Source organism: Microbacterium ureisolvens, assembly GCF_019511645.1.
In the GTDB taxonomy this organism is placed as follows: domain Bacteria; phylum Actinomycetota; class Actinomycetes; order Actinomycetales; family Microbacteriaceae; genus Microbacterium; species Microbacterium ureisolvens_A.
Window position 1 is genome coordinate 106939 of record NZ_JAEUAX010000008.1, and the last position, 18378, is coordinate 125316.

The 18378-nt window shown below is 69.1% G+C and carries 6 protein-coding genes; 4 read left to right on the forward strand and 2 right to left on the reverse strand.

What is annotated here, in order from left to right; all coding sequences use genetic code 11:
* The first annotated feature begins 196 nt into the window (after nucleotides 1–196).
* Nucleotides 197–3211, forward strand: coding sequence for an HYR domain-containing protein (locus tag JNB61_RS14780; RefSeq protein ID WP_220291940.1), 3015 nt, complete (start codon nucleotides 197–199; stop codon nucleotides 3209–3211).
* Between the two features lie 161 nt (nucleotides 3212–3372).
* On the opposite strand, the gene rpoC is transcribed toward JNB61_RS14780, so the two are convergent.
* Together rpoC and rpoB are read right to left on the reverse strand one after the other, a co-directional pair.
* The gene (gene rpoC / locus JNB61_RS14785) at nucleotides 3373–7245 is read right to left on the reverse strand and encodes a DNA-directed RNA polymerase subunit beta' (protein ID WP_159846938.1); all 3873 of its coding nucleotides are present in this window, start codon (nucleotides 7243–7245) and stop codon (nucleotides 3373–3375) included.
* Nucleotides 7246–7286: 41 nt separating this feature from the next.
* A complete protein-coding gene (rpoB, locus tag JNB61_RS14790; RefSeq protein ID WP_159846941.1) occupies nucleotides 7287–10787 on the reverse strand; it encodes a DNA-directed RNA polymerase subunit beta in 3501 nt (1166 codons plus the stop codon).
* Between the two features lie 298 nt (nucleotides 10788–11085).
* Between rpoB and JNB61_RS14795 the strand changes: the two genes are divergently transcribed.
* The 3 genes from JNB61_RS14795 to JNB61_RS14805 all read left to right on the forward strand — a co-directional run bounded on the left by JNB61_RS14795 (nucleotide 11086) and on the right by JNB61_RS14805 (nucleotide 18377).
* On the forward strand, nucleotides 11086–13719 hold the full coding sequence (locus JNB61_RS14795; RefSeq protein WP_220340105.1) for a DUF4062 domain-containing protein: 2634 nt from the start codon (nucleotides 11086–11088) through the stop codon (nucleotides 13717–13719).
* 173 nt (nucleotides 13720–13892) lie between these two features.
* Nucleotides 13893–16082: a CHAT domain-containing protein gene (locus JNB61_RS14800; RefSeq protein ID WP_220340106.1), complete on the forward strand. Its 2190-nt coding sequence runs from the start codon at nucleotides 13893–13895 to the stop codon at nucleotides 16080–16082.
* A gap of 69 nt (nucleotides 16083–16151) precedes the next feature.
* Nucleotides 16152–18377, forward strand: a complete 2226-nt coding sequence (locus JNB61_RS14805) for a caspase family protein (RefSeq protein WP_220340107.1) — start codon at nucleotides 16152–16154, stop codon at nucleotides 18375–18377.
* Nucleotide 18378 lies beyond the last annotated feature (1 nt).

The following is an 18378-nucleotide window of genomic DNA, read 5'->3' on the forward strand; positions in this document are numbered from 1 at the left end:
TGGGAGCGCGGTCGCCGGCCGCCGAGCGCGGCCGGCGCCCCACCTGAGGAGATCCTGAGCCGCTTCCATTGCCCTTGGGACTTCACCTCACTTAGAGTCCCCACCGGAGGGGTTTTCGCTGTGGGGGCGAAACACGCTGTTGTGCTCTGACCCATCGTCGAGCCAGCGACCCGGGCACCATGGGGGAGGTTCGACGATGCCGTCGAAGAAGCCGTTCATCCGTTCGTCCGCGAGTGGGGAGGCCACCCGCGCGCCACGACGCTGGAGGGCGCCGCGCGCGCTCGCGGTGGTGGTGGCAAGTGCACTCGCCGTCTTCGCCATACCGGGCGTCGCGCACGCGGATATCGTCACGAATACGGTGACCGCCGCGGGCGAGAATGTGATGTTCGCGGGCGACACGACGAGCATCGGCTACGTGATCACGAACGTGAACATCAACGGCGGCGACACGCAGAACAGCTGCAATCCGGCCAGCGACGGCTCCAGCGCCACGCTGACCGTGAATGTCCCGGCAGGGGTGACGGTCACACCCGCCAGCCAGGTCTACTCCGCCTGCGGCACCGCCCGATACTTCGAGTTCGGTTCGAACACGGTGGGAACCTACTCCATCACTGTGACAGTGTCTGACACGGGTACCGGCACGTACAACACGGCCCCCGCCGCCTTCACGCTGACGGTGAAGGCACCGGTCGTGGTCAACACCGCTCCCACTGTGGCGGTCACCGGAGTCACGAACGGCGCCTCGTACGAGTTCGGCAACGTGCCGGCCGCAGTCTGCGACGTGACCGACAAGGAAGACGGCAGCTCGAGCTTCGACGCGAGCCTGAGCACGCTCGCCGGGCCGCGCGCCGCCGAAGGCCTAGGCAGCCAGACGGCGAGCTGCGACCACACCGACGCCGGCGGGCTCAACGCCAAGGCGTCGGCCAGCTACAGCATCGTCGACACCACCACGCCGCTGGTCACCGTCGCCGCCCCCTCGGCGAAGGAGGCGACCGGCGCACTCACCCCGGTCACCTTCACCGCGAGTGCGCACGACGCCGTCGACGGAGACACGGCGGTCGCATGCAAGACCGAAGAGGGCACCTCGTACGCGTCGGGCGACGCATTCCCCGTAGGCACGACGACGCTGATCTGTTCGGCGACGGACAAGGCGGGCAACACGGGCGTGAGCGACTCGTTCGACGTGGTCGTCAACGACACGACCGCACCGGAAGTCAAGACCTCCTCCAACCTCGTTGTCGGCAACGACGTCGCCACGGTGACATATGACGCGGCGACGGCGATGGACCTCGTCGACGGCGCGGTGTCGGCCACCTGCACGCCGGAGTCCGGCACCGCTTTCGCACTCGGCACCACCACTGTCACCTGCTCGGCCACCGACAAGGCCGGCAACGAGGGCAGCGCAACCTTCACCGTCGAGGTGCAGGATGTGACCAAGCCGATCGTGACCGTGCCGGCGAATCTCTCGGTCGAGGCGTCGGCCGCGAACGGCGCGACAGTGACCTACGGCGGCGTGAGCGCTGTCGACGATGTCGACGGCGACGTCGAGGTCACGTGCACCGCGGCATCCGGTACGGTCTTCGCCCTCGGTGACACGACGGTGACCTGCTCAGCCTCCGACAAGGCCGGGAACACCGGCAAGAACTCCTTCATCGTGACCGTCGCAGACACCACGGCTCCGACCGTGAAGGTGCCGGCAGACATCGCCGCCGAAGCAACCTCCGGCACCGGTGCGGTCGTGACCTTCAGCGCGTCGGCGAGCGACGTCGTCGACGGCGACATGCAGGCGACGTGCGCGCCCGCGTCCGGTTCGAAGTTCGCGCTCGGGAAGACCGTGGTCATCTGCTCGGCGATCGATGCTGCGGGCAACCCCGCCGACAAGAGCTTCTCGATCACCGTGAGCGACACGACCGCGCCCGACGTGAAGGTGCCCGCCGACGTGACGGCGGAGGCCACCGACCCCGACGGCGCTCAGGTGACGTACGGCGACGCCTCGGCTCTCGACATCGTGGACGGGTCGATCACCCCCACCTGCGCGCCGGCTTCGAACAGCACGTTCAAGCTCGGCGCCACCACCGTGACGTGCACCGCCACCGACGCGGCCGGCAACACCGGCGAAGCCGAGTTCACGGTGACGGTCCGCGACACGACGAAGCCCGAGGTGAACGCGCCCGCCAACCTGGTAGTCGGCAACACCTCGCCCCTGGGAGCTGCGGGTGTCGTCTACGGCGGCGCCACTGCCCACGACCTCGTCAGCGGTGACCTTCCCGTCACCTGCACGCCGCCGTCGGGCAGCTTCTTCGGTCTCGGAGTGAACACGGTCACGTGCTCCGCCGAGGACGGTGCGGGCAACGTCGGTTCGGCCGAGTTCACGATCGAGGTGCAGGATCAGACCAAGCCCATCGTCACGGTCCCGGCCGACATCGTCAAGGAGGCCACCGGGGCGAACGGCGCCACGGTGAGCTACTTCGGGGTGGGCGCGACCGACGACGTCGACGGTCCGCTCACCCCGATCTGCAGCACGGCCAGCGGTACGGTCTTCCCGCTCGGCACGACGACCGTGACCTGCTCCGCGACCGACAAGGCAGGCAACAAGGGCGACAACACGTTCACCGTGACGGTCGTCGACACCACGACCCCCACCGTGACGGTGCCCGACGACCGGTCGGCAACGGCGACGTCGGCCGACGGTGCGGCCGTCGCATATGCGGCGCCGACGGCGAGCGACATCGTCGACGGGAGCGTCGCGGCCAGCTGCGACAAGCCGTCGGGGAGCGTGTTCCCGCTCGGTACCACCACCGTGACCTGCACGGCGACCGACAACGCCGGCAACACGGGAGAGAAGTCGTTCACCGTCACGGTGACCGCGGCGTGGTCGCATGTGCTGCAGCCGATCAACGCCAACGGCAGCTCCATCTTCAAGCTGGGCAGCACGGTGCCCGTGAAGTTCACGCTGACGGGCGCCAGCGCCGGGATCAGCAACCTCGTCGCTCGACTGTACGTCGCGCGCATGACGGGAGCGGCTGCGGGAACCGAAGTGGAGGCGATCTCGACCGCCGCCGCCACCACGGGCAATCTCTTCCGCTACGACGCGACAGCCGGCCAGTACATCTTCAACCTCGGTACGAAGACGCTGAGCGCCGGGACCTACCAGTTGCGGATCGACCTTGGCGACGGCGAGACGCACACCGTGAAGATCACCCTGAGGTAGGCGCCCGGTAAGCGAAGAAGATGGACCGGTCCTGAGGGCCGGTCCATCATCGTGCGGCAGTCGGCGGCCGAGTCGCAGCATCCATTGCCCGCCAACGGCGAAGGGCCCTGGCGCAAGCCAGGGCCCTTCGTTCGAGCATCGGGGTCGTTCAGACCCGAAACTCAGTTGTAGTCGGTGGTGAAACCGTCGGTGGAGAAGCTGTCGAAGTCGACGTAGCTCAGGTCGGCGTCGGTGTACGCGCCGTCCGAGGCGAAGATGCGGTTGGGGTACCGCTCGCTCTTCGCCTCCTCCGTCGCCTCGACCGTGACGTTGCGGTACTTCGCAAGACCGGTTCCGGCGGGGATGAGCTTTCCGATGATGACGTTCTCCTTGAGGCCGACGAGCGGGTCGCTCTTGCCCTCCATGGCCGCCTGCGTGAGGACGCGGGTGGTCTCCTGGAACGACGCGGCCGACAGCCACGACTCCGTCGCGAGCGACGCCTTCGTGATACCCATCAGCTCGGGACGACCCGATGCGGGGCGCTTGCCCTCGCCGACCGCCTCGCGGTTGATCTGCTGGTAGCGCTTGAAGTCGACCAGCTCGCCCGGCAGCAGCGTGGTGTCGCCGTGGTCGACCACGGTGACCTTGCGCAGCATCTGACGGACGATGACCTCGATGTGCTTGTCGTGGATCGGCACACCCTGCGAGCGGTACACGCCCTGGACGCCGTTGACGAGGTACTTCTGCACCTCGCGGGCACCCTGCACGCGCATGACCTCCTTGGGGTCGAGCGTGCCGACCTGCAGAGGCTGACCGACCGTGACGTGCTGGCCGTCCTCGACCAGGAGCGTCGCGCGCTTCAGGACCGGGTAGACGTGCGGCTCGTCGCCGTTGTCGGGCGTGAGGATGACCTTCTTCGACTTCTCGGTCTCGTCGATCGTGATGCGGCCGTCGGCCTCCGCGATCGGCGACGCGCCCTTCGGGGTGCGGGCCTCGAACAGCTCCTGCACGCGGGGAAGACCCTGCGTGATGTCGTCGGCCGAGGCCGAACCACCGGTGTGGAACGTACGCATCGTCAGCTGCGTGCCGGGCTCACCGATCGACTGGGCCGCGATGATGCCGACGGCCTCGCCGATGTCGACGATCTTCCCGGTCGCGAGCGAACGGCCGTAGCACTTCGCGCAGACGCCGACCGCCGAGTCGCAGGTGAGCACCGAGCGCACCTTGATGGACTCGACGCCCGCCTCGACGAGCTTGTCGATGAGCACGTCGCCGACGTCCTCACCGGCCGAGGCGACGACCTCGCCCTTCGGGTCGACCGCGTCGGCCGCGAGCGTGCGGGCGAACACCGAGTTCTCGACGTTCGCGTCGCGCACCAGCGTGCCGTCGGCGCCCGGGGCGGCGATGGTGAACTCGAGGCCCTTCGACGTGCCGCAGTCCTCCTCGCGGATGATGACGTCCTGCGAGACGTCCACCAGGCGACGGGTCAGGTAGCCCGAGTCGGCCGTACGGAGGGCCGTGTCGGCCAGACCCTTACGGGCACCGTGCGTCGCGATGAAGTACTCCGCCACCGACAGACCCTCGCGGTACGAGGAGATGATCGGGCGCGGGATGATCTCACCCTTCGGGTTGTTCACGAGGCCTCGCATACCCGCGATGTTGCGGATCTGCAGCCAGTTACCACGGGCGCCCGATGAGACCATGCGGTTGATGGTGTTGTCGGCCGGGAAGTGGTCGCGCATCGCCTTCTGGACCTCGTCGGTCGCCTCGGTCCAGATCTTGATGAGCTCCTGACGACGCTCGGCGTCGGTGGTGAGACCCTTCTCGAACTGGCCCTGGACCTTCGCGGCCTGCTTCTCGTAGCCGGCGACGATCTCGGCCTTGTTCGGCGGCGTGAGGATGTCGCTCAGCGCCACCGTGACACCCGAACGGGTGGCCCAGTAGAAGCCGGCGTCCTTGATGCGGTCGAGCGAAGCTGCGACCTCCACCTTCGGGTACTCCTCGGCGAGCTTGTTGACGATCTGCGACAGCTTGCCCTTGTCTGCCTGCTCGCGCACGAACGGGTAGCCCTTGGGGAGCGTGTCGTTGAAGATCGCCTGGCCGAGCGACGCGTCCACGAGCCCGTGGCGCTCGTAGCCCTCGGGGGCTTCGCCCTCGAGGAACGCGAGACCCGGGATGCGGATGCGGACCTTGGCCTGCAGGTCGAGGGTGCCCTCGTCCTTCGCCAGGATCGCCTCGCCGACGGAGCCGAACACGCGGCCCTCGCCGGTCGCACCCTCGATGACCGTGGTCAGGTGGTGCAGGCCGATGATCATGTCCTGCGAGGGCAGGGTCACCGGGCGGCCGTCCGACGGCTTCAGGATGTTGTTCGAGGCGAGCATCAGGATGCGGGCCTCGGCCTGGGCCTCGACCGACAGCGGCAGGTGCACGGCCATCTGGTCACCGTCGAAGTCCGCGTTGAAGGCGGCGCAGACGAGCGGGTGCAGCTGGATGGCCTTGCCCTCGACGAGCTGCGGCTCGAAGGCCTGGATGCCGAGGCGGTGCAGCGTGGGCGCGCGGTTGAGCAGCACGGGACGCTCGCGGATGATCTCCTCGAGCACGTCCCACACCTCGGGACGCGTGCGCTCGACGGCGCGCTTGGCCGCCTTGATGTTCTGCGAGTGACCGAGGTCGATCAGGCGCTTGATCACGAACGGCTTGAACAGCTCGAGCGCCATCTGCTTGGGCAGACCGCACTGGTGGAGCTTCAGCTGCGGACCCACGATGATGACCGAACGGCCCGAGTAGTCCACGCGCTTGCCGAGCAGGTTCTGGCGGAAGCGACCCTGCTTTCCCTTGAGCATGTCGCTCAGGGACTTGAGGGCGCGGTTGCCGGTACCGGTGACGGGGCGACCGCGGCGGCCGTTGTCGAACAGCGCGTCGACGGCCTCCTGCAGCATGCGCTTCTCGTTGTTGACGATGATCTCGGGAGCACCGAGGTCGATCAGGCGACGGAGGCGGTTGTTGCGGTTGATCACGCGGCGGTACAGGTCGTTGAGGTCGGAGGTCGCGAAGCGGCCGCCGTCCAGCTGCACCATCGGGCGCAGCTCCGGCGGGATCACCGGAACGACGTCGAGCACCATCGAGGCCGGGCTCATGCCGGTCTGCAGGAACGAGTTGACGACCTTGAGGCGCTTGATCGCACGGATCTTGCGCTGGCCCTTGCCCTCCGAGATCTGCAGGTGCAGGCTGTCGGCCTCGGCCGCAAGGTCGAAGGCCTCGAGACGGCGCTTGATCGACTCCGCGCCCATGTGGGCCTCGAAGTACTGACCGAAGCGGTCCTGGAGCTCGTGGAAGATCTCGTCCTCGCCCTTGAGCTGGCCGACCTCGAGCGTGCGGAAGTCCTCCCACACCTTCTCGAGACGCGTGATCTGGTCGTCCGTACCCTTGCGGATAGCGGCCATCTCCTTCTCGGCGGCGTCCTTGACCTTCTTCTTCTGGTCGGCCTTGGCACCCTCCTCCTCGAGCGCGGCGAGCTCCTCCTCCAGCTTCTGGAGGCGAGCGGCCACACGCGCGTCGCGGCGGTCGGCGAGCGTCTTGAGCTCGAGGCGGATGTTGTTCTCCTGCGTCGAGAGGTCGCGGTGACGCGCCTCCTCGTCGACGGAGATCACCATGTAGGCGGCGAAGTAGATGACCTTCTCGAGGTCCTTCGGCGCCATGTCGAGCAGGTACCCGAGGCGCGAGGGCACGCCCTTGAAGTACCAGATGTGCGTGACGGGCGCGGCGAGCTCGATGTGGCCCATGCGCTCACGGCGGACCGAGGACTTGGTGACCTCGACGCCGCAGCGCTCGCACACGATGCCCTTGAAGCGGACGCGCTTGTACTTGCCGCACGCGCACTCCCAGTCGCGCGAGGGTCCGAAGATCTGCTCGCCGAACAGACCGTCCTTCTCGGGCTTCAGGGTGCGGTAGTTGATGGTCTCGGGCTTCTTGACCTCGCCGTAGGACCAACGACGGATGTCGTCAGCGGTGGCCAGGCCGATGCGAAGCTGATCGAAAGTGGTTGATTCGAGCACTGGTTCTCCTGTGTCGGAAATTCGTTCGTTACCTGGCGCGCTTAGATCTCGTCGATCGACGAGGACTCGAAGCGGCTGGAGATGTTGATGCCGAGCTCTTCAGCGGCGCGGAAGGCGTCGTCGTCGGTGTCGCGGAGGTTGACCGCCGTGCCGTCGGCCGAGAGGACCTCGACGTTCAGGCAGAGCGACTGCATCTCCTTCATGAGCACCTTGAACGACTCAGGGATGCCGGGCTCCTGGATGTTCTCGCCCTTGACGATCGCCTCGTAGACCTTCACGCGGCCGAGGATGTCGTCGGACTTGATCGTGAGGAGCTCCTGCAGCGCGTACGCGGCGCCGTAGGCCTCGAGGGCCCACACCTCCATCTCACCGAAGCGCTGGCCACCGAACTGCGCCTTACCACCGAGCGGCTGCTGGGTGATCATCGAGTACGGGCCCGTCGAGCGCGCGTGGATCTTGTCGTCCACGAGGTGGTGCAGCTTCAGGATGTACATGTAGCCGACCGAGATCGGAGCCGGGAACGGCTCGCCGGAGCGGCCGTCGAACAGCTGCGTCTTGCCGGACGAGTCGATCAGGCGCTCGCCGTCGCGCGTGGGCAGAGTCGAGTCCAGCAGACCCGCGATCTCGGCCTCGAACGCACCGTCGAACACCGGCGTGGCGACCTTGGTGCCTGCGGGAGCCTCGAGAGCCTGCTCGGGCAGCTGAGCGGCCCACTCCGGGGTGCCCTCGACCTTCCAGCCCTGCTTGGCGATCCAGCCGAGGTGGAGCTCGAGCACCTGGCCGAAGTTCATTCGACCGGGGATGCCGAGCGGGTTCAGGATGACCTGGACCGGCGTGCCGTCCGCGAGGAACGGCATGTCCTCGACCGGGAGGATCTTCGCGATGACGCCCTTGTTGCCGTGACGGCCGGCGAGCTTGTCGCCCTCGGTGATCTTGCGCTTCTGGGCGATGTAGACCACGACGCGGCGGTTGACGCCCGAGCCGAGCTCGTCGTCGCCGTCCTCGGCGTTGAACTCCTTGACCGCGATGATCGTGCCCTGCTCACCGTGGGGCACCTTCAGCGACGTGTCGCGGACCTCGCGGCTCTTCTCGTTGAAGATCGCGCGGAGCAGGCGCTCCTCGGCCGACAGCTCGGTCTCGCCCTTCGGCGTGACCTTGCCGACGAGGATGTCGCCGGGACGCACCTCGGCGCCGATGCGGATGATGCCCCGCTCGTCGAGGTCCTTGAGCAGGTCCGGGCTCACGTTGGGGAGGTCACGCGTGATCTCCTCCTTGCCGAGCTTGGTGTCGCGGGCGTCGACCTCGTACTCCTCGATGTGGATCGAGGAGAGGGTGTCGTCCTTCACCAGGTCCTGGCTGAGGATGATCGCGTCCTCGAAGTTGTGACCCTCCCACGTCATGAACGCGACGAGGAGGTTCTTTCCGAGGGCGAGCTCGCCGTTCTCGGTCGCGGGACCGTCGGCGATGACCTCGCCGGCCTCGACGCGCTCACCGGCCGAGACGACCACGCGCTGGTTGTACGAGGTGCCCTGGTTCGAGCGGTCGAACTTGCGCAGGAAGTAGTCCTGGGTGCCGCCCTCGTCGAGCTGCACGGTCACGACGTCGGCCGAGACCTCGACGACGACACCGGCCTTGTCGGCGGTGACGACGTCACCGGCGTCGATCGCGGCGAAGCCCTCCATACCCGTGCCGACCACCGGCGACTCCGAGCGCAGGAGCGGCACGGCCTGACGCTGCATGTTCGCACCCATGAGGGCGCGGTTCGCGTCGTCGTGCTCGAGGAAGGGGATGAGGGAGGTCGCCACCGACACCATCTGGCGCGGCGAGACGTCCATGTAGCCGATCTCCTCGGAGTGGAAGAGGTCCACCTCGCCGCCGTTGCCGCGACGGGCGAGGACGCGGTCCTGCGCGAAGCTGCCGTCGGCCTTCAGCTCGACACCGGCCTGCGCGACGATGTAGTCGCTCTCCTCGGAGGCGGTCAGGTAGTCGATCTGGTCGGTGACCTTGCCCTCGACGACACGGCGGTACGGCGTCTCGATGAAGCCGAACGCGTTGATGCGGGCGAACGACGCGAGCGAGCCGATCAGACCGATGTTCGGGCCTTCCGGCGTCTCGATGGGGCACATGCGGCCGTAGTGCGACGGGTGCACGTCACGGACCTCGACGCCCGCGCGCTCACGCGACAGACCGCCGGGGCCGAGGGCCGAGAGGCGGCGCTTGTGCGTCAGACCCGCGAGCGGGTTGTTCTGGTCCATGAACTGCGACAGCTGCGACGTTCCGAAGAACTCCTTGATCGCAGCCACGACGGGGCGCACGTTGATCAGAGTCTGCGGCGTGATCGCCTCGATGTCCTGCGTGGTCATGCGCTCGCGGACGACGCGCTCCATGCGGGACAGACCGGTGCGGACCTGGTTCTGGATGAGCTCGCCGACCGCGCGGATGCGACGGTTGCCGAAGTTGTCGATGTCGTCGACGTCGAGGCGGATCTCGGCCGGCTTGCCGCCGCGCACGCCGTCGAACGTGACGTCGCCGCGGTGCAGGCGCACCAGGTACTTGATCGTCGCGACGATGTCGTCGACCGTCAGCACCGAGTCGGTGAGCGGCTTGTCGAGACCGAGCTTGTGGTTGATCTTGTACCGGCCGACCTTGGCGAGGTCGTAGCGCTTCGGGTTGAAGTAGAAGTTGTCCAGGAGCGCACGGGCGGCCTCGGCGGCGACCTGCTCGCCCGGACGGAGCTTGCGGTAGATGTCGCGAAGGGCGTCCTCCTTGGTGAGGATGGTGTCCTTCGAGAGCGTCTCCTCGATCGAGTCGAAGCCGGCGAACTCGGCGAGGATGTCCTCGCTGGTGAGGCCGAGGGCCTTCAGGAAGACGGTGACCGACTGCTTGCGCTTGCGGTCGATGCGCACGCCCACCTGGTCGCGCTTGTCGATCTCGAACTCGAGCCAGGCGCCGCGCGACGGGATGACGCGCGCCGACACGATGTCCTTGTCGGAGGTCTTGTCGGGGGTCTTGTCGAAGTAGACGCCGGGCGAACGGACGAGCTGCGACACGACGACGCGCTCGGTGCCGTTGATGATGAACGTGCCCTTGTCGGTCTGGAGCGGGAAGTCGCCCATGAAGACCGTCTGGGTCTTGATCTCACCGGTCTGGTGGTTCATGAACTCGGCCTCGACGTAGAGCGGGGCGGCGTACGTCTTGCCGCGCTCCTTGCACTCCTCGATGGAGTACTTCTCGGGCTCGAGGTACGGGTTCGTGAACGAGAGCTGCATGGTCTCGCTCAGGTCCTCGATGGGCGAGATCTCCTCGAAGATCTCCTCGAGGCCCGACACCTCGGGCACGTCGGTGCGGCCGGCGGCCTTCGCGTCGGCGACGCGGGCCTTCCAGGCCTCATTGCCGACGAGCCAGTCGAACGACTCGGTCTGCAGCGCGAGAAGGTCGGGGACCGTCAGCGTGTCGGAGATCTTGGCGAACGAGAGGCGGGAAGCTCCGCGTCCGTTCTTGGGGGTGGTGGTGGGGTTGGATGCGTTGCTCGCAGCAGCCAAGGGGATTACCTCCGTGGGCCCGTGGGGCTCGTTTCCTTGTCGTCAGGTGGAGTGCTCGTCATCCCCGAAACCCGCGCGGCACTCCTCACGTGAACGTGAGGGGGCGCAGGCACAGCCGACCACCATATGAGGGCAGGGGGAATCCAAGAGCGCAAAGACCCACTATACGTCGCACGACGCGCCGTGTCCAGTCGGATTCTTGAAAAGTTCTGGATGCTGCGGTATAAGCCCAGAGCCTCCGATACATCGATGCACTGAAACCGTGGCGGAATCGCCCAGATCGCGCCAATATATGCACATGACTGGGGTGGAACACCCCGTGATCCGTACGCCCGACCAGCGGATCCGGGTGTTCGTGAGCTCGACCCTGCGCGAGCTCGCGGAAGAACGCGAAGCAGTGCGGTCGGCCATCGAGCGACTCCGACTCGCGCCCGTGATGTTCGAACTCGGCGCCCGCCCCCACCCGCCCCGAGACCTCTACCGCTCCTACCTCGCCCAATCCGACATCTTCATCGGCATCTACGGCCAGAGCTACGGCTGGGTCGCCCCCGACGAGAACGTCTCCGGCCTCGAAGACGAATACAACCTCGCCCCCGCCGGCATGCCCAAACTCATCTACGTCAAAGACGCCGACACCCGCGACGAACGACTCACCCACCTCATCGCCCGCATCCAAGCCGACGACACCGCCGCCTACCTCCACTTCCACAACGCCCAAGACCTCGAAGACCACGTCGCCGGCGACCTCGCCATGCTCCTCGCCGAACGCTTCGACGAATCCCGTGCGGCGGAGGCGCCCGACGCCGATGCGGCCCCGGTGAGCCTGGTCGGCCGCGTCCCGGTGCCCTATACGACCACCATCGGCCGCGAGGCCGACATCGACGCGGTACGCACGCTCCTGGCGCGGGGGACCGACCGTGTCGTGAGCCTCATCGGGCCGGGCGGCATCGGCAAGAGCCGGCTCGCGATCGAGTCGGCGCTGGCGTGCGGCGACCTCTTCCCGGACGGCGTGTACTTCGTCCTCCTCGAGGGCGTGCTCGAACCGGGGCTTCTCCTGCCGACGATCGCCTACTATCTCGGCATCCGTGACAACGGCGAAGCCGCGCTCGAGGAGCGCATCGCCCACGCCCTCGCGGATCGCCGCGTGCTGATCGTGCTCGACAACTTCGAGCAGATCGTGGATGCCGCACCCGTCCTGGTGCGGCTGTACACGGTGGCGCCGACGGCGACGTTCCTCGTGACGAGCCGGGTCGTGCTGCGCATCCGCGGCGAGCGCGTGTACGAGGTGCCGCCGCTCACGACGCCCGCCGGTGACGGCCCGGCGAGCCTGGACCGCACCACGCGCTCGGCCGCGGTCTCGCTGTTCGTCGACCGCGCACGGGCGATCGATCCCCACTTCGACGTGACGCCCGGCAATGCCCGGGATCTCGCGGACATCTGCCGCAGGCTCGAAGGCCTGCCGCTGGCGATAGAGCTCGCCGCCGCGAAGGTCAGGATCCTGAACCCGGCGCAGATCGCGACGCGTCTCGAGAAGAGCCTGCCGCTGCTGACGGCGGCGGTGCGCGACCTGCCCGAGCGGCACCGCACGATGAGGGCGACGATCGACTGGAGCGTGAGCCTCCTGCCGCCCGAGCAGCGCGACCTCCTCGAGGACCTCGGAGTGTTCGCGACGAGGTTCACGCTCGACGCCGTCGAGGCGCTGGGCGAGGGCAGTGCGTGGGGCACCCACGCGATCGACGCCCTCGCCGCGCTCGCGGACGGCTCGCTCGTGAAGCAGAGCGAGCTCGGCGGGCGGCGGGTGTTCTCGCTCCTGGCGATCGTGCGCGAATACGCCCTCGGACGCCTCAAGGAGCGCGGCGACGCCGAGCGCGTGCGCCGCGCCCACGCCGATTACTACCGCGCGCTCGTCGAGCGCATCGCCCCTGATCTCGGCGGACGCGGCCAGGCCGACGCCGTGGTGCGCCTCGGCCTCGATCTGCCGAACCTCCGCGCGGCCGTTCGCCACCTCGTCTACACGAACCGGCTCGACGACGCCGGCGACTTCGCGTGGTGCCTGCTGATCTACTGGTGGATCTCGGGCTTCTTCGCAGAGGTGCGGGTGTGGATGCTCGAGCTCCTCGAGAAGCAGCACGAGCAGCCGATCACCCCGCACACCCGCGCGATCGCCTGGTTCTTCGCGCTGTGGGGGGAGATGTGGCAGCGCCCCAGCGAGCAGGTGGTGGCCGGGCTCGGCGAATGCGTGCGCCTCTTCCGCGAGAGCGGCGACGAGGACGCGGCGGCGATGGCCCTCGCCGCCCGGGCCACGGCGCGCGTGCAGTTCTCCCATCTCGACACCGACAAGGCCGAGGCGGAACTGCGCGAGGCGGTCGTGACGCTGCGCCGTCTCGGCAACACGTGGGCGGAGGCGATCACCGAGGTCTCGCTCGGCCGGCTCGCTTGGGTGCGCGGTTCCACCGACGACGCGCTCGCGCACTTCGATCGGGCCACCTCGGTCGCCGAGTCCCGCGGCGATCTGTTCACGACCTCCGTCGCCGGCAACCTCCGCTCGCGGCTCAACTTCCAGCTGGGCCGCATCGACGAGGCGGAACGCGAGTTCGTGCACACCCTTCTCATCTCGGTCGGACTGCACTACGACGAGGGCGTCGCGTATGGGCTCGAGGGGGTGTGCGCGGTCGCCGCCGCGCACGGGGAGGCCTGGCGGGCGGCGGCGCTGGCTGTGGCGGCCGGAGAGATCCGCCGGCGCATCGGCATCTTCGACGTGGAGGCCTTCACCGTCCACACGCCGTATCTCGAGATCCTGCGCGGCCGCGATCCGCAGAGCGTCGAGGCCGGTGAGCTCGCCGGGGCCGAGCTCACCGTCGCCGAGGCGGTGCAGCTGGCCCTCTCCGAGGAGGAGTTCGAGAGCGTCGCCGAGGCGCTGCGCGCCTGGTAGCACGACGGATGCTGCGGGCCGCGGCATCCGTCTCTCCGAGGTATCACGACGGGGCGCGGCGCGCTCTGGTGCGGTGAGGCGTGCGCTCGTATGCTGTGCACCGGACTGCACTCCTCGGATTCATGTGGGTGACGGTGCCCGTGGGGAACGGGCAGCGGAGCGAGGGGGTCGGGATGACTCTGGTTCCGGATGTGCCGCGCGTCGAGGTCGACGCCGACGACGATGCCCTCGAGGTGCTTCTGGACCCCGCCCCGCCCGGGACCGGCCCCGATCAGACGGGCATCATGCTGCTCGCCGACGCCGTTCTGCACGCGCGGGCCGACACCGCCGCCACCGTGCGCGTGAGCGGGTCGGACGACTTCCACTACGCCGTGATCGTCTCGGACGACGCAGGGACGCGCCTCGTCCGCCTCGAGCCCGACGCCGACGGCTACTCCGCGCGCATCGCCGTGCGCGGCGGCGAGAGGGTGCACCTCAGCGTCGTCGCGAGCGACTTCGAGACCGGGATGGCCGCGCTCGAGGAGAGGGTCGCACAGGGCGGCATGGGAGCCGGGGGCGAAGAGGCCACGACAGCAGGGCCACCGCCCGACCTCGGCGACGTCTTCGGCGGCGGGTTCACCGTGGGGGGACGATCCCCCGGGCTCGCGCCGCCACCCATGGCCGCTCCGGCGCCCCCGCCGCCGCCCATGGCTGCTCCGGCTCCGGCAGCCCCGCCGCCGCCCGCGCCGCCACCCGGACCCGTCCCGGCGCCCGGCCCCACGGCGCGACCGGCACCGCCGTCGACAGGGGTCGCGGGCGCCGCGCCCGTGCCCGCGTTCGTCGACGCGGCGATCCCGTCGCGGCTGGTGCAGGGGATGGGGTTCGAGGCGGTCGTCCGGGTGTCGCTGCACGATCTCGCGCCCGCCGCGGGCACCGCGCACCTCAAGGCTCCGGCGAGGTTCGACCCGACGCGCGAGATCGAGGTGGCCCTGCAGCTGCGCGGTCTGTCGTTCGCAGGCGGGCAGCCGTCGTCCGTCACCACCACACTGCCCGCCGCGGCCGACGAACCTCGAAGGCTCGTCTTCCAGCTCGTCCCGCGCGATCCGGGACGCGGTCACATCACCGTGAAGTTCACTCAGCCGCCGGCGGTGGCGACTTTGGCCACGCTGGCGCTGAGCGCCCCGATCCTCCCCGCCGATGCGGGTGACGCCGGCACCGGCGACGAGCACGTGGTCGAGGCATCCGTCGCCGTCCCGCCCCGCAGCATCGCGGACCTGCCGACACTCGCGATCGACGAATCCATCGCGAGTGGCCGCAGCGAGCTCGTCATCACCGCGAAGATCGGCGACGCGGTGGCGCGCCACACGGCGCACCTGCCCGACAAGGCGGGCTACGTCGAGCAGATCTACGCGGACCTCGCGGGCATCCGCGCCGCCTACGAGAAGGAGGCGAAGGCCGACGCCGAGGCGGCCGCCGTCACCGCCCGGCGCGAGATGCGCTCGCTGGGCGCACGGATCGCGCGCGAGCTCCTCGGCGACGAGGTCAATTCTCTGCTGTGGAACAGGAGGCGGCGGATCCCGCAGCTCGTGCTGCAGACGTCGGGCGAGCTCGACATCCCGTGGGAGATCGTGCACCTGGTGCCCGTGGGCAGCCAGCGACCCGATCCGGATCGGTTCTTCCTGGGCGATCTCGGGCTCATGCGATGGATGTACGGGACGCCCAGGCCCACCGTCATCCCGGTCGACCCGCGGCGCGTCGTCGCAATCGCGCCGAGCTACGTCAACCGGCGTCTGCGCCTGCCCCGCGCACGCGAAGAGGTCACGGTGCTCAAGAAGCTCCTGGGGCGCACGCCGCGAACGGCGGCCGACTCGGCGCAGCTGCGAGCCGCGATCTCGCAGGGCGAGTTCGACCTGCTCCACTTCGCCGGGCACGGCCGGTGGCGGGACGTGGCGCCGCTCGGGCAGGAGATCGCGTTCGCCCGCTTCTCCCTGCGGCGAAACGACGAGTCCGCCTCCTACACGGACTCCGATGCCCGCCGGGACCTGCCCGAAGCAGGCACGGATCACGCGCGGGAATCCACGCCGTTCGTGTTCCTGAGCGCCTGCGATGTGGGACGCCTGCGCTCGGGAGCGACCGGTCTCGGCGGCTTCGCCGAGGTGTTCCTGCGGGGCGGCGTCGGGGTGTTCATCGGGTGCTCGTGGGCTGTGCGCGACGACGTCACCGCCGTGTTCGTCCGCACGTTCTACGAGAACGCGCTGCGCGACGGCACCACGCTCGGCGAGGCCGTCCTCGCGGCGCGACGCGCCGCGCGCGAGGCGGGGGATCTCACCTCGCTCGCGTTCACCGTGTTCGCCGATCCTCGCGCCAGGTTCGAACCCCGATGACCGGCCCGCGAACGCGGTCCGCACGCACGACGGCCCACCGCAATCCACCAGCAGACAGGACGTGACACCATGCCCACCACCACAGCCCCGCGCGGGGCGAGCCTGACCGCGGCGGATCTCGCCGCGCTGCGCAAGCACGTCGTCCACACCGCCGACGGAAAGCTCGCGCAGACGGCGCCCACCAAGCCCCGCACCGTCGAGGAGTTCGCGACCACGGCCGACGACGTGCGCCGGATCGTCATGACCGACCTCGCGGCGTTCGTCGAGAGGCAGACCGGGAAGGCGGCGAAGGGAGATGTGCCGCCGCCGGTCCCGGTCCTGATCTGGGCGCACGGCGGACTCACCGACAAAGGCGCCGGTCTCCAGACCGCCCACCACCAGGTGGCGTGGTGGAAGAAGAACGGCGTGTACCCCATCCACCTGGTGTGGGAGAGCGGGCTCTTGACCACGCTCGCCGACGTCATCTCGGGCAGGGCCACCGGCAAGCGGGGCTTCACCGACATCACGGATGCCGCCGTCGAGGCCGCCGCGCGCGTGCTCGGCGGGCGCAGATTCTGGGACGACATGAAGCTGGACTCGGCGGCCGCGTGCCTGCCCGCCATGAAGGACGGCGCCCGCGGCGGGGCGGACGTCCTCGCCGGTGCGCTGCGCGAGTACATGGCGGCCAACCAGGGGGCGATCGAGATCCACGTCGCCGGGCACAGCGCGGGGTCGATCTACCACTCGCACTTCGTTCCCCGGCTGTTCGACGGCGCCGATGCGGTCGATCACGTCGCCAGCGTGACCTTCCTCGCACCGGCGGTGCGGTTGGACACCTTCGAGGCGACGCTCCTTCCGCTGGCCGAGACCGGGAAGATCCACGACGTCGCCATCTTCACGATGGACGAGACCCACGAGAAGCGGGACAACACCGCCGGGGTCTACCGCAAGTCCCTCCTGTACCTCGTCTCGCGGGCATTCGAGGCCGAGAAGGGGGCCAAGATCCTCGGGCTCGACGAGCACCTTCGCACCGCGGGGCGCACCATGGCGTACCTCGGCGACGACCCGGGCCGCCTCGTGAAGGGTCCGATCTCGAAGGGGCGTCTCAGCAGCACGCAGGCGACGTCCCACGGCGACTTCGACAACGACGTGGAGACGATGATGAGCCTCGCCCGCCGCGTCGTCGGCGTGCCCGACAGCGACGAGCCCGACGGTGTCGCGGAGTTCCCCCCGCGGGCGCGCGAAGTCGTGCTCGACGCAGCGGGCTCGCGCACGCCGCGCCCGGAGCCGACGGGGGTGCGCGGCGCCGTGCCCCGCAAGCTCGCGCTGTGCATCGGGATCGACAAGTACCCGAAGGACCCGCTCGGCGGCTGCGTCGCCGACGCGAATGCCTGGGGTGCGGCCCTCGAAGCCGCGAAGTTCGACGTCGAGTACCTCCGGGACGGCGACGCGACGCGCGACGAGATCCTCCGGGCGATGCTCGACAAGGTCTCGACCGCGCGGGACGGCGACATCATCGCCATCCAGTTCGCCGGGCACGGCACGTTCGTCCCCGATCTCGACGGCGATGAGACCGACGCGTTCGGCGCGAGCGACGAGGCGCTCTGCCCCGTCGACTTCCGCGGCGGCGAGCTCATCGTCGACGACGACCTCGCTGCGATCTGGGATGCGATCCCCGACGGCGTCGCGGCGACGCTCTTCTTCGACTCCTGCCACTCCGGGACCGTCAACCGCGGCCTGACGCGCTCGGAGTTCGGCACGAAGCAGTACCCCGCCGGCGCGACACCCCGCATGACGGTGCTCGACGGCGAGGAGGAGGAGGCCTTCCGCAGCAAGCGGGCGGCCGCCCTCGGCGACGAGTTCCGCCGCGCCGCCTGGGATCGGGTCGTCGCCGTCGAGACCGACCGCGCGGCCGAGGCCCCCGCGCCGCGCGGAGACCCGCGCGAAGTGCTCGTCAGTGCGTGCCAGCCCGACCAGGTGGCGCTCGAGACGAACGGTCACGGCGTCTTCACGACCGCGGCTCTCGCCGTGCTGGCGAAGAGCCCCGGCCTCACCAACAGCGAGTTCGTCGCCGCCGTGTTCGACATCATCGACGACGACTACGAGCAGCGGCCCCTGCTCTCGGCGGCCGGACCACTCGCGTCGCGAGTGCTGCTGACGTCGCTGCACGATGTCGTCGAGAAGCAGAAGCTCGTCACCGACACCGACACCGACACCGACACCGACGGCGGGCGTTCGCCGGCGGACGTGCGCACCGCCGCGATCGTCGCGATCCTCAGGGCCACGGCGGATCTGCTGGAGTCCGCCACCGAGTAGC